This window comes from Escherichia sp. KCJ4928 (genome assembly GCF_004352695.1).
Taxonomy (GTDB): Bacteria; Pseudomonadota; Gammaproteobacteria; order Enterobacterales; family Enterobacteriaceae; genus ECMA0423.
On record NZ_SJWV01000043.1, the window covers coordinates 14,625 to 27,829 of the forward strand.

The 13,205-nt window shown below is 52.5% G+C and carries 12 protein-coding genes and 1 pseudogene; 5 read left to right on the forward strand and 8 right to left on the reverse strand.

Annotation, left to right across the window (positions count from 1 at the left end; translation table 11 throughout):
* Positions 1-61 precede the first annotated feature (61 nt).
* Positions 62-877: a dienelactone hydrolase family protein gene (locus E0D98_RS09060; protein ID WP_001296987.1), complete on the forward strand. Its 816-nt coding sequence runs from the start codon at positions 62-64 to the stop codon at positions 875-877.
* 38 nt (positions 878-915) lie between these two features.
* Here the strand turns inward: E0D98_RS09060 and metE are convergent, their stop codons facing one another.
* Positions 916-3,177 carry a 5-methyltetrahydropteroyltriglutamate--homocysteine S-methyltransferase gene (metE, locus tag E0D98_RS09065; RefSeq protein ID WP_000153962.1) on the reverse strand — a complete coding sequence of 754 codons (2,262 nt, stop codon included), beginning with the start codon at positions 3,175-3,177 and terminating at the stop codon, positions 916-918.
* Between the two features lie 117 nt (positions 3,178-3,294).
* Here metE and metR point away from each other — a divergent pair, with 117 nt between their 5' ends.
* Positions 3,295-4,248, forward strand: a complete 954-nt coding sequence (gene metR, locus E0D98_RS09070; protein ID WP_000573618.1) for an HTH-type transcriptional regulator MetR — start codon at positions 3,295-3,297, stop codon at positions 4,246-4,248.
* Here metR and bioP read toward each other — a convergent pair.
* The 3 genes from bioP to pldB all read right to left on the reverse strand — a co-directional run bounded on the left by bioP (position 4,136) and on the right by pldB (position 6,941).
* Positions 4,136-5,035 (reverse strand): biotin transporter, encoded by a 900-nt coding sequence (bioP, locus tag E0D98_RS09075; protein WP_001196238.1) that lies wholly within the window; start codon positions 5,033-5,035, stop codon positions 4,136-4,138. The two genes, metR and bioP, sit on opposite strands and share 113 nt — an antisense overlap.
* A gap of 75 nt (positions 5,036-5,110) precedes the next feature.
* On the reverse strand, positions 5,111-5,911 hold the full coding sequence (gene yigL, locus E0D98_RS09080; RefSeq protein WP_000285353.1) for a sugar/pyridoxal phosphate phosphatase YigL: 801 nt from the start codon (positions 5,909-5,911) through the stop codon (positions 5,111-5,113).
* 7 nt (positions 5,912-5,918) lie between these two features.
* Positions 5,919-6,941, reverse strand: a complete 1,023-nt coding sequence (pldB, locus tag E0D98_RS09085) for a lysophospholipase L2 (protein WP_000487654.1) — start codon at positions 6,939-6,941, stop codon at positions 5,919-5,921.
* Between the two features lie 110 nt (positions 6,942-7,051).
* On the opposite strand from pldB, the gene rhtB reads away from it, so the two are divergent.
* A complete protein-coding gene (gene rhtB, locus E0D98_RS09090; protein ID WP_000171710.1) occupies positions 7,052-7,672 on the forward strand; it encodes a homoserine/homoserine lactone efflux protein in 621 nt (206 codons plus the stop codon).
* Positions 7,673-7,733: 61 nt separating this feature from the next.
* On the opposite strand, the gene rhtC is transcribed toward rhtB, so the two are convergent.
* The 3 genes from rhtC to pldA all read right to left on the reverse strand — a co-directional run bounded on the left by rhtC (position 7,734) and on the right by pldA (position 11,249).
* On the reverse strand, positions 7,734-8,354 hold the full coding sequence (gene rhtC / locus E0D98_RS09095; RefSeq protein WP_000928824.1) for a threonine export protein RhtC: 621 nt from the start codon (positions 8,352-8,354) through the stop codon (positions 7,734-7,736).
* Positions 8,355-8,417: 63 nt separating this feature from the next.
* Complete coding sequence (recQ, locus tag E0D98_RS09100; protein ID WP_050877110.1) at positions 8,418-10,247, reverse strand: ATP-dependent DNA helicase RecQ; 1,830 nt, start codon at positions 10,245-10,247, stop codon at positions 8,418-8,420.
* Between the two features lie 132 nt (positions 10,248-10,379).
* Positions 10,380-11,249, reverse strand: a complete 870-nt coding sequence (pldA, locus tag E0D98_RS09105) for a phospholipase A (protein ID WP_001259700.1) — start codon at positions 11,247-11,249, stop codon at positions 10,380-10,382.
* Between the two features lie 164 nt (positions 11,250-11,413).
* Here pldA and yigI point away from each other — a divergent pair, with 164 nt between their 5' ends.
* Both yigI and rarD read left to right on the forward strand, forming a co-directional pair.
* The gene (yigI, locus tag E0D98_RS09110) at positions 11,414-11,881 is read left to right on the forward strand and encodes an acyl-CoA thioesterase YigI (RefSeq protein WP_001277142.1); all 468 of its coding nucleotides are present in this window, start codon (positions 11,414-11,416) and stop codon (positions 11,879-11,881) included.
* 51 nt (positions 11,882-11,932) lie between these two features.
* Positions 11,933-12,819 (forward strand): annotated as a pseudogene (gene rarD, locus E0D98_RS09115) (EamA family transporter RarD).
* A 46-nt stretch (positions 12,820-12,865) separates the two neighbouring features.
* Here rarD and E0D98_RS09120 read toward each other — a convergent pair.
* Positions 12,866-13,165, reverse strand: coding sequence for a hypothetical protein (locus tag E0D98_RS09120; RefSeq protein WP_000526434.1), 300 nt, complete (start codon positions 13,163-13,165; stop codon positions 12,866-12,868).
* Positions 13,166-13,205: the final 40 nt, after the last annotated feature.

The window sequence follows — 13,205 nt, forward strand, 5'->3', positions numbered from 1 at the left end:
TTGTTGCATGCTGACTATAGTTAACATTGCGCAACATTTTTATAAGGGTACGGAGAATACCATGGCAACAACACAACAATCTGGATTTGCACCTGCTGCATCGCCTCTCGCTTCGACCATCGTTCAGACCCCGGACGACGCGATTGTGGCGGGCTTCACCTCTATCCCTTCACAAGGGGATAACATGCCTGCTTACCATGCCAGACCAAAGCAAAGCGATGGCCCACTGCCAGTGGTCATTGTAGTGCAGGAAATTTTTGGCGTGCATGAACATATCCGCGACATTTGTCGCCGTCTGGCGCTGGAGGGGTATCTGGCTATCGCACCTGAACTTTACTTCCGCGAAGGCGATCCGAATGATTTTGCCGATATCCCCACGTTGCTTAGCGGTCTGGTAGCAAAAGTGCCTGACTCGCAGGTGCTGGCCGATCTCGATCATGTCGCCAGTTGGGCTTCCCGCAACGGCGGCGATGTTCATCGTTTAATGATCACCGGATTCTGCTGGGGTGGACGTATCACCTGGCTGTATGCCGCGCATAATCCACAGCTAAAAGCCGCAGTGGCGTGGTACGGCAAACTGACGGGCGACAAGTCGCTGAATTCACCGAAACAACCTGTTGATATCGCAACCGATCTTAACGCGCCGGTTCTCGGCTTATATGGTGGTCAGGATAACAGCATTCCGCAGGAGAGCGTTGAAACCATGCGCCAGGCGCTGCGGGCTGCTAATGCGAAAGCAGAGATTATCGTGTACCCGGATGCCGGGCATGCATTCAACGCTGATTATCGCCCGAGCTATCATGCCGAATCTGCGAAAGATGGCTGGCAGCGTATGCTGGAATGGTTTAAGCAGTATGGTGGGAAGAAGTCGCTGTAATGAGAAAAGACCGGGTGGTATTACCACCCGGTTTGGATTTACCCCCGACGCAAGTTCTGCGCCGCCTGCACCATGTTCGCCAGTGCCGCGCGGGTTTCTGGCCAGCCGCGCGTTTTCAGGCCACAGTCCGGGTTAACCCACAGGCGCTCTGCCGGAATGCGTTTTGCCGCTTTCTTCAGCAGGGCTTCAATCCATTCCACGCTCGGTACGTTTGGCGAGTGAATATCATAGACGCCTGGACCGATTTCATTGGGATAATCAAACTCTTCGAACGACTCCAGCAACTCCATGTCAGAACGCGAAGTTTCGATGGTAATCACATCCGCATCCAGCGCCGCAATGGAATCCATGATGTCGTTGAACTCGCAATAACACATGTGAGTGTGGATTTGTGTGTCATCTTTCGCCACGGCGGCGTTGATACGGAAGGCCTCTACGCCCCACTGGAGATAGGCGTCCCAGTCGCTACGACGCAGCGGTAAACCTTCGCGCAGCGCCGGTTCATCAATCTGGATGATGCCAATTCCAGCGGCTTCCAGGTCCGCCACTTCATCACGCAGCGCCAGCGCAATCTGTTTGGCGATGGTTTCACGGCTCACATCTTCACGCGGGAACGACCAGCAGAGTATGGTCACCGGACCAGTCAGCATCCCTTTCACCGGTTTGTCGGTCAGCGACTGCGCATATTTCGCCCACTCCACGGTAATCGGTGCCGGTCGGCTCACGTCACCAATAACAATCGGTGGCTTCACGCAGCGGGAACCGTAGCTCTGTACCCAACCGTTTTGCGTAAAGACAAATCCGTCGAGGTGCTCGCCAAAGTATTCCACCATGTCATTACGCTCGGCCTCGCCATGTACCAGCACATCCAGTCCCAAACGTTCCTGTTCAACAATGGCCTGCCTGATATGTTCCGCAATGCCCGTGCGGTAGTTATTGGCGTCGAGATTGCCCTTTTTGAAATCCAGACGCAGGGTACGAATTTCCGTGGTTTGCGGGAAAGAACCAATCGTGGTGGTCGGCCACGCTGGCAGTTTAAAACGCGCACGCTGGGCTTCGGCACGCACTTCATAGACATTCGCACGCTGGCTGTCCTGGGCGGTGATCGCCGCCAGACGCTTTTCTACCGCCGGATTATGTACGCGGGTAGAGTGACGACGCGCCTGAATCGGGGCGCTCCACTCTGCCAGAGCTGCCGTGTCACCACTGTTCAGCGCATCGCGCAGCAGTGCCAGTTCATGGCATTTTTGTAGGGCGAAGGCAAACCAGCTTTTCACTTCTGCATCAAGACGCGTTTCCACGCTCAGGTCGATGGGGCTGTGCAGCAACGAGCAGGAAGATGCCACCCACAAATCACGTTTGCCGACAATGTCCTTAATTTGCGCATATTTCTCGCTAAGATCGGCACGCCAGACGTTACGACCATTGATCAGACCCGCAGACAGCAACCAGTCAGAAGGCAGGCGCTTGTGCAGTTCAACAACGTCATCTTTACCATGTACAAGGTCCACATGCAGCCCCTGAACAGGCAGCGCAGTAATCGTGTCGAGGTTTGGCGTTACGCCTTCAAAATAAGTGGTCAGCAGCAGTTTCACCTGGCCCTGGAGCGCGTCGTAAGCGGGTTTGTATGCGTCCAGCCACGCCTGTGGTAGTTCCAGTACCAGCGCGGGTTCATCAATCTGTACCCACTCGATGCCGCGTTTCGCCAGTTCTGCCAGCATTTGCTGATAAACCGGCAGAATGTCGTTCAGCAGGCTAAGGCGGTCAAACTGTTCACCTTTCACTTTCCCCAGCCACAGGTAAGTAACCGGCCCCAGCAGCACAGGCTTAACGTTGTGGCCCAGCGCCAGCGCCTCGTCCACTTCCTCCAGCAGCTGCGTCCAGGTCAGTTTGAACTGTTGGCCTTTAACGAATTCCGGCACCATGTAGTGATAGTTGGTGTTAAACCATTTGGTCATTTCCGCTGCCGCCGCAGGTTCGCCAGTCGGCGCACGTCCACGACCAATACGGAACAGGGTGTCGATATCTACCGAACCGTCTTTGTTCTGATGACGTGGCGGAACATTACCCAGCAGCAGACTGGTGGTCAGAACATGATCGTACCAGGCAAAATCGCCCACCGGCAGCAGGTCGATACCCGCTTGCTTTTGTTGATCCCAGTGACGAGCACGCAGTTCACGCCCTACTGTCAGCAGTTCTTCACGCGTGGAGTTCCCCGCCCAATAACTTTCTTGCGCTTTTTTCAGCTCGCGACGCAGGCCAACGCGAGGGAAACCGAGGGTGTGATTAAGAATTGTCATTATATGCCCCTTATGGAATTTTTAGTATTTAGCCGTCCAGATGTTTACACATCCATAATTGGCGGTTACTGTATATTCCTCAAGCGCAAATTATTCATGCCGAAGTGAAGGACTTTCATGATCGAAGTAAAACACCTGAAAACGCTACAAGCGTTGCGGAACTGCGGCTCTCTCGCAGCCGCTGCGGCGACGTTGCATCAGACGCAATCCGCCCTGTCTCACCAGTTTAGCGATCTGGAACAACGCCTTGGCTTCCGGCTATTTGTGCGTAAGAGCCAGCCGCTACGCTTTACACCGCAGGGAGAAATCCTGTTGCAACTGGCAAACCAGGTGCTGCCGCAAATTAGCCAGGCACTGCAAGCCTGCAATGAACCGCAGCAGACGCGTCTGCGCATTGCCATTGAGTGCCATAGCTGTATTCAGTGGCTGACGCCCGCGTTAGAAAATTTCCATAAGAACTGGCCGCAGGTAGAGATGGATTTTAAATCGGGCGTGACGTTTGACCCGCAGCCCGCGTTGCAACAGGGCGAGCTGGATCTGGTGATGACCTCCGATATCCTGCCGCGCAGTGGCCTGCATTATTCGCCGATGTTCGACTATGAAGTGCGTCTGGTGTTAGCACCTGACCATCCACTGGCGGCGAAAACGCGAATTACACCGGAAGATCTCGCCAGCGAGACGCTGTTGATTTATCCGGTGCAGCGTAGTCGACTGGATGTCTGGCGGCATTTTCTTCAGCCGGCAGGCGTCAGCCCGTCACTGAAAAGCGTCGATAATACCTTATTGTTGATTCAGATGGTTGCCGCGCGGATGGGTATTGCCGCGCTACCGCATTGGGTAGTAGAGAGTTTTGAGCGCCAGGGTCTGGTGGTGACCAAAACCCTGGGCGAAGGCTTGTGGAGCCGACTGTACGCCGCCGTGCGCGATGGCGAGCAGCGTCAGCCGATTACAGAAGCATTTATTCGCTCAGCGCGCAATCACGCCTGCGATCATCTGCCGTTTGTGAAGAGCGCGGAGCGACCCACTTACGATGCACCCACAGTGAGGCCAGGATCACCAGCGCGCCTGTAATGAACGTTGGCCAGTGCGGCTGTTGGTGCCAGATAGCCAGGTTTACCAGCAGCCCTGCCGGAACGTGCATATTATTCATAATGCCCAGCGTTCCGGCGTCCACCTGCGTCGCGCCGTAGTTCCACATAAAGTAGCCAATCCCGGAAGCCACCACGCCAAGAAACACCAGAATGCCCCATTGCAGCGTGGTTTGCGGCATTTTCTGCGCATTTCCCAGCAAGAACCATGCAATTACCGCCACCAGGAACGCGCCAAGATAGAACCACGCAAAGGCGTTATGCTGCGGCATCGGGCGAGTTTCCATCAGGCGTTTGTAACCCACCATGCCGATGGCAAAAGTGATATTGGAGAGTTGCACCAGCAACAAGCCAGTCCAGAAATGGTCGGTGACCTGATCATAGCGAATAATCCCGGCACCAATCACCGCCAGCAAGGCGCTAAAAGCATAGCCCCAGCGCAGACGGCGCTTACTCATGATGTCATAAATCAGCGTGATGTAGAGCGGCGTCAGCACGGTGAACAGCAGCAGCTCGGAAACCGTCAGGTAGAGATAAGCGCGGAAACTCAGCATATACATCACGCCGAGCTGCATCGCGCCCACCAGCATATACAGGCCGACTGTTTTCAGGCTATTGCCACGGGTACGCAGAAACGGCAGAAAAACGAGTGCCGCCAGGCCAACGCGCACCAGCACCGCAAAATAGCTATCGACGTGCCCCGCAAGGTACTCGCCATAAAAGCTAAAGGAGAAGGCCCACAGAATCGTGGTGATGATAAGTAGCGCCACAATGGAAAACTCTTTGATTAACGAGTATCCATTGTAGCGAAGTATCAGGTTGACAACTGACCAAATAAAGAACGATTACGATAAATAGAGTTTACGCAGATAATGCGGCACCGCGTCTTCGGCGTTAGTACCAATCACTTCCAGCTCGGGATGAAGGTCTTTCAGACGCTGGTGCGCACTGCCCATAATGCAGCCTTTCCCCGCCATCGACAGCATTTCGGCGTCGTTCATCCCGTCACCAAACGCAATACAATCCTTCAGGCTGTAGCCCAGTTTCTTCGCCACTGCTTCCAGCGCATGGCCTTTCGACACGCCGCCCGCCATCACTTCCAGACAGGTTAAGGTAGAGAAACTGACGTTGACGCGATCGCCCCAGCGAGCGTTAATCGCCTGCTCCAACGGCAGCAGTTGTTCATGGGAATCGCAGGTGAAAAACACTTTGCTGACGCCTTCCGGCTCCAGTAATCCAGGCTCATACAGCGCATATTTGAACACCGCTTCTTTAAAAAAGCGCATCTCTTCCGGGCGATGGCGATTCATAAACCATTCGTCGTCGCGATAAACGTTAGTAATGATGTCCGGATTGTCGTTGACTACGCCAAACAGATCGCTGGCAATGTCGCGATCCAGGTTATGAGCAAAAATCAGATTACCATCCAGATCGTGAACGCGCGCACCATTGGAGGTAATCATGTAAGACTTAATCTCCAGATTATCGCGAATTTGCCCCACATCAACGTGGTGACGACCGGTCGCAAACACAAAGTTGATGCCGCGCGCGGTGAGCAGCTTCAGAGTTTCTTTGGCGTAAGGGGATAACGTATGGTCGGGAGAAAGTAACGTGCCATCTAAATCAGACGCAACAACCTGGTACATAAGAAATTTAAACCTCTGTAGAGCGGTTTCCGCTGGGTGAGTTATGCCTGTTGAAAAAATCAACGATGGCGTGGAGCGCGACTGAGCGCATTGCGTCCTTTTCAAAAAGGATCTCATGGTAAGCACCTTTAATTACCAACGGCCGTCCTCCTTCGACAGGATGGCCCGCGGCGGTGCGGAGTTCACAAAAACGGTCATGCATGCGGTTATCCACCACGCGTTCCTCTTCAGCTTGTAAGAGAAGCGTTGGCGTGGCGTCATCACCCGCACCGGCTAACACCTGTTCGCCAGCCAGAATACTTTCGCGTACCCAATGGTAGGTCGGCCCACCGACGCGAATCGTTGGGTCATCAGCATAGAAGCGTAAGTTACGTCGATATCGCTGTCTGCTGTGGGTCAGTACGTTGATAGCAAACGGCAACGCGCGCCAGCGCCCGGTGCCTATTGCATAGCCATCACGGAAACGTGGATGCGCTTCGGCCCAGTTGAGGATCTGCCGTGCCATAAATGACGGCATACGAATCACGATCCCAAACATTGGCGCAGTTAGCGCAATGGCGTCACATACACCTGGATGGCGTTGCAGAAATAATGTGGAGATCGCACCGCCCATCGAATGTGCCAGTATATAGCGTTTACGCCACGGACCGGGCTGAACCTCCTGCTGCCAGAATGCCGCCAGATCATCAACATAATCATTAAAGCGATTAACATGCCCGAGATGCGGATCGGCTAACAGGCGACCGGAACGTCCCTGCCCGCGATGGTCGATGATTAAGACATCAAACCCCAAATGGAACAGGTCATAGGCCAGTTCCGCATATTTTACGTAGCTCTCAATACGCCCCGGGCAGATGACTACCACCCGGTCATGGTGCTGTGCGCGAAAACGGACAAAGCGCACCGGAATGTCATCCACACCAGTAAACTCTGCTTCATCACGCTGACGCCAGAAATCAGTCAGCGGTCCCATGGTAAAAGCAGCAAACGCGTTTTCTCTTGTTTCCCAGTCTTTTTGCTGCTGAAACATCGGGTAATCTGCCTCTTAAACCACGTAAAATCGTTTTTTTTAGCGTGCCTGACACAACGCTGCGACAGTAGCGTATTGTGGCACAAAAATAGACACACCGGGAGTTCATCATGACCTTAGAATGGTGGTTTGCCTACCTGCTGACATCGATCATTTTAAGCCTGTCGCCAGGCTCTGGTGCAATCAACACTATGACCACCTCGCTCAACCACGGTTATCGCGGCGCGGTGGCGTCTATTGCTGGGCTTCAGACCGGACTGGCGATTCATATTGTGCTGGTTGGCGTGGGGTTGGGGACGCTATTTTCCCGCTCAGTGATTGCGTTTGAAGTGTTGAAGTGGGCAGGCGCGGCTTACTTGATTTGGCTGGGAATCCAGCAGTGGCGCGCCGCTGGTGCAATTGACCTTAAATCGCTGGCCTCTACTCAATCGCGTCGACATTTGTTCCAGCGCGCAGTTTTTGTGAATCTCACCAATCCCAAAAGTATTGTGTTTCTGGCGGCGCTATTTCCGCAATTCATCATGCCGCAACAGCCGCAACTGATGCAGTATATCGTGCTCGGCGTCACCACTATTGTGGTCGATATTATTGTGATGATCGGTTACGCCACCCTTGCTCAACGGATTGCTCTATGGATTAAAGGACCAAAGCAGATGAAGGCGCTGAATAAGATTTTCGGCTCGTTGTTTATGCTGGTGGGAGCGCTGTTAGCATCGGCGAGGCATGCGTGAAAAATAATGTCGGATGCGGCGTAAACGCCTTATCCGACTTACTCTGAAGACGCGTCTGGCATCACCGCGAAATAATCAAATGAATGCCAAATCCGGCAAATAACGCCCCGGCAAAACCATCAATCCACTTCGCCAGACGTTGATAACCACGGCGCATTTGCGGCAGGGCAAACAGGCTGGCAACGACGGTAAACCACGCCAGCGTTTCGACAATGATCAGCGCAAAAATGCCCCAGCGCGCGGTAGTGCCAACGTTATCACCGACAAACAATGAGAACACCGAGCCAAAGTAGATAATCGCTTTCGGATTAGCGAGATTGGTCAGTAAACCTTTCAGGAAACTGCGCCCACTTTTCGCCAGCTCGACCTGTGGCGCAGGTGCAGAAACCGCCTCTTTTTTCAGTGCACCGCGTAGCATCTGGTAACCCATCCAGCAGAGATACAGGCCACCGCCCACCATAATCAGCGTATGCAGCCAGGCCATTTTTTCGATAATCAAATGCAGGCCAAGCAGCGCAATCCCAGCCCAAACCATTACGCCGCAGGTAATGCCCAGCACGCCCATCATCGCTTCTTTACGGGAACGACTGACAGCGGTCTGAGAGACAAAAAAGAAATCGGGACCGGGGCTCATAAGCGCCACAATGTGCACCATGGCGACGGTGAGAAATAACATCAACATACATTTGACTCGCGGGGGAAACGTTTACGGAGTCTTCATACTGGCACTTTTTTATGCTGCTGACTACTCTTCGTCATCGCCATCAACATGCGCACGAATCAGCGCCATAAACGGTTTGCCAAAGCGTTCCAGCTTGCGCATCCCAACGCCGTTAACGCTGAGCATTTCGCTGGCGGTGATCGGCATCTGTTCAGCCATCTCAATCAAGGTTGCGTCGTTAAACACCACGTACGGCGGGACATTACTTTCATCGGCTATCGATTTACGCAGTTTGCGTAATTTGGCGAACAGTTTGCGATCATAGTTGCCGCCGAACGATTTCTGCATCGCTTTCGGTTTGAGCGCCACGATACGCGGCACGGCAAGTTGCAAAGAGGATTCGCCGCGCAGCACCGGACGCGCAGCCTCTGTCAGTTGTAGGGCAGAATGCTGGGCAATATTTTGCGTCACCAGACCGAGGTGAATCAGCTGGCGGATCACGCTCACCCAATGTTCATGACTTTTATCACGGCCCATACCGTAGACTTTTAGTTTGTCATGACCATAGTCGCGGATACGCTGGTTATTAGCGCCGCGAATCACTTCCACCACATAGCCCATACCAAAACGCTGATTCACACGACCAATGGTGGAAAGGGCAATCTGAGCATCGGTTGAACCGTCGTACTGTTTCGGCGGATCGAGGCAGATATCGCAGTTCCCGCACGGCTCCTGACGCCCTTCGCCAAAATAGTTCAGCAGTACCAGACGACGGCAAGTTTGCGCTTCGGCAAAAGCGCCCATCGCATTGAGTTTATGACGTTCGATATCCTGCAACTGCCCCTGCGGCTTCTCTTCCAGACAACGGCGCAGCCACGCCATATCGGCCGGATCGTAAAACAGCATCGCTTCCGCGGGCAGGCCATCACGCCCGGCGCGACCGGTTTCCTGATAATAGGATTCGATATTGCGCGGAATATCAAAGTGGACCACGAAGCGAACGTTTGGTTTATTGATGCCCATGCCGAACGCCACCGTCGCCACCACAATTTGCAGGTCATCGCGCTGGAATTTTTCCTGCACATCGGCGCGAACATTATTTTCCAGCCCGGCATGATAGGCCGCCGCGCTAATTCCCTTGCTTTGCAGGCGCGCAGCGGTGTCTTCTACTTTCGCGCGGCTGTTGCAGTAGATAATGCCTGACTTACCGCGCTGTTCCTGCACGTAGCGCATCAACTGATCGAGCGGTTTGAACTTCTCCATCAGCATGTAGCGAATATTCGGACGGTCAAAACTGTTGATTTGAATCAGCGGATCGTTCAGCCCCAGCAGGCGCACGATATCCTGGCGCGTGATGTCGTCGGCTGTGGCGGTCAGCGCCATAAACGGCAGCGTCGGGAACCGCTGGCGCAACTGACCGAGCGCGGCATATTCCGGGCGGAAATCGTGGCCCCATTGGGAGATACAGTGCGCTTCATCAACGGCTAATAACACCGGATTCCAGTGCGCCAGATGCTCAAGAAAGTTATCCAGCATCAGGCGTTCCGGGGCGATATAAAGCAGACGAATTTGCCCGGTGCGGCAGCCTGTCATCACTTCAAGTTGCTGTTCGCGGGTTTGCGTCGAGTTAAGGCACGCCGCCGCCACGCCGTTGGCTTGCAGTTGATCCACCTGATCTTTCATCAACGAAATCAGCGGTGAAACAACCACGGTAAGGCCGTTTAGCAATAAGGCAGGAATTTGATAGCAAAGGGATTTTCCGCCACCGGTGGGCATGACGACCAGGCAATCGCGACCGGAAAGCACAGTGTCGATAATTTCTTCCTGGCCGGGGCGAAACTGTTGGTAGCCAAAGGTTTCTTGTAAAACCTGTTTAGCTCCGGACTCCAGATTCAACACTTCCGCCTGCGCCACATTCACCCCGATTGCCTGAAATAAAAACAGGCGCTATTTTCAGCGCCTGCGCGAGAAACTGCAATGCTTTTAGTCTCTGAGAGGGTAATCCTGGATGCTGGATTCCAGATTTGCCAACCACTCAACCGTTCATCAAAACAAATCGTTTAGCATAACCCCCACACCGACACGGGTCTGGTTGAAGTTATAGTCGATGAGCGATTCGCCATAGCCGCTGTAAACCTGAGTATAAAGGCGCACATGTTTGGTGATCGGGTAACTTAAGCCTAACTCCGCGCCGCCGTAGCCGGTGTTCCAGTTGTACTGTCCTTTCGCACTGAGCACCGCATCACCGAGGTGATAGCCGATTTTAAGCTGGTAGTAACCCATATATTTGGTGATATCCGGGTTATCGTCAGTATTACCCACCACATACCACGGCTTCACTTCTACCAGCCAGTTACCGTTTTCTGCCATCAGGCGAGTATAAAGGCGGTTCCAGCTGCGGGAGGTCGGGTCTGAACGCCCGTTAGAGTCGTGGTTATACCCCATCTCCACATCGCGCAGCGTCCAACCTGCAAAACGGTAATCGGTGGCAAAACCGAGGAACAATTGCGGTTCGTAGTTGGTTTCACGAAACGGTGAAGACTCTTCGCTATTGGACAGTTGCCACCAGGATTTTTGCGTATAAGATGCACCCAACACCGAGTTCGGGCCTAAAATCCCACGCCACAGTGGAAATGCCAGGCTCAACTGAAACTTTACTTCATCCTTACGCGCATTTTCCGCCCAGTCGTAACTGGCAATCGCTTCTTTATTCAGATCGCTGGTTTGTGTGTAGATGAGGTAGTTGGTGTCATAAGGATAGAGCGTGAACGGATTGTCATGCTCCTGCAGCATATTGGCGATAATACTGCCACGCACCGCTGGCGCGTCATGCACCTCTTTCACCGTTGCCTCTTGTGCATATACTGCCATAGGCAACATAAACACCGGCAACAACCAGCCCTGCAGAGTCCGCATCGGTCGTGTTCTCCGTAACGAATTATTGATAAGGTGAATGTTTTTCTGCGGGCTATTTTACATACTTAACTCCATTGCCGTTAGTTATCCCTTCCTAAAGTAGAAACCAACAACAAAGAAGCATAAAATCAACATTTCATTAACCAATGAAGTGTAAGGATGATATGTCTGCCGTACTGACTGCTGAACAAGCCCTGAAATTAGTGGGTGAGATGTTTGTTTATCACATGCCATTTAACCGCGCATTGGGGATGGAACTGGAGCGTTACGAAAAAGAGTTCGCACAGCTGGCCTTTAAAAATCAGCCAATGATGGTGGGCAACTGGGCGCAAAGCATTTTGCACGGCGGGGTCATTGCGTCGGCGCTGGATGTCGCCGCCGGTCTGGTGTGCGTGGGAAGTACCTTAACCCGCCACGAAACCATCAGTGAAGATGAACTACGCCAGCGGCTATCGCGGATGGGGACCATTGATCTTCGCGTTGATTATCTGCGCCCAGGCAGGGGCGAGCGTTTTACTGCTACCAGTAGCCTGTTGCGTGCAGGCAATAAAGTCGCCGTCGCCCGCGTTGAATTACACAATGAAGAACAGCTTTATATTGCCAGTGCCACCGCCACCTATATGGTAGGTTGAAGACATAAAAGCAGGTAAACTGCTGTTACCAATTAAAAATGAGTATTCCCGATGGATGCAAAACAAACGCGGCAGGGCGTATTACTCGCTCTTGCCGCTTATTTTATTTGGGGTATTGCGCCAGCGTACTTCAAGTTGATTTACTACGTGCCCGCCGATGAAATCCTGACGCATCGCGTGATCTGGTCGTTTTTCTTTATGGTGGTGCTGATGAGTATTTGCCGCCATGGTCCTATTTAAAAACGCTGATTCAGACGCCACAGAAAATTTTTATGCTGGCAGTCTCTGCCGTGCTGATTGGTGGCAACTGGCTACTGTTTATCTGGGCGGTGAACAATCACCATATGCTGGAAGCGAGCCTTGGTTACTTTATTAACCCGCTGGTGAACATTGTGCTGGGGATGATTTTCCTCGGCGAGCGATTCCGCCGGATGCAATGGCTGGCGGTGATTCTGGCGATATGTGGCGTGTTAGTCCAGCTGTGGACTTTTGGTTCGCTACCTATTATCGCGCTGGGACTGGCATTTAGTTTTGCCTTCTACGGTCTGGTACGCAAGAAGATTGCCGTTGAAGCGCAAACCGGCATGTTAATCGAAACCATGTGGCTGCTGCCCGTGGCGGCAATTTACCTGTTTGCTATTGCCGACAGCTCAACCAGCCATATGGGGCAAAACCCGATGTCGCTGAATTTACTGCTGATCGCCGCCGGTATTGTCACTACCGTACCGCTGTTGTGTTTTACCGCCGCTGCCACGCGCTTGCGTCTCTCAACGTTAGGCTTTTTCCAGTACATTGGCCCGACGCTGATGTTCCTGCTGGCTGTGACGTTTTATGGTGAAAAACCGGGTGCCGATAAGATGGTGACTTTCGCCTTTATTTGGGTGGCGCTGGCAATTTTTGTGATGGATGCGATTTATACGCAGCGTAGAAAAAGTTAAGAATTAACATGGGTAGGCCGTTTAATGAGCCTACCCACTGACTTATTTATCTTTTTTTGAAAAAAATTAAGATAAGAAAAAGAACAATATTTGTTACAGGAAGTACCCCCAAAACTCCCCAGTACTTACTCCATCCTAGAGACATCGTATATCTACCAAGGATTTGACAAAACCCAAAACTTAACCCTATACCTATACTTCTTAAATTTAATGTCGTAGTCAGGCTTAAAATAAATAGAACAAGGATGGTAATAGCCCACCACAATAACCATGCCTTAACAAAATCAGATTTTTTGCTGTAAGGTTCTTTACCCAAGAACAACTGCCAAAAGTTACCATTCCCCATATAGAATCCATTCCCCAAGATATTGTTTATAGAATAAAAA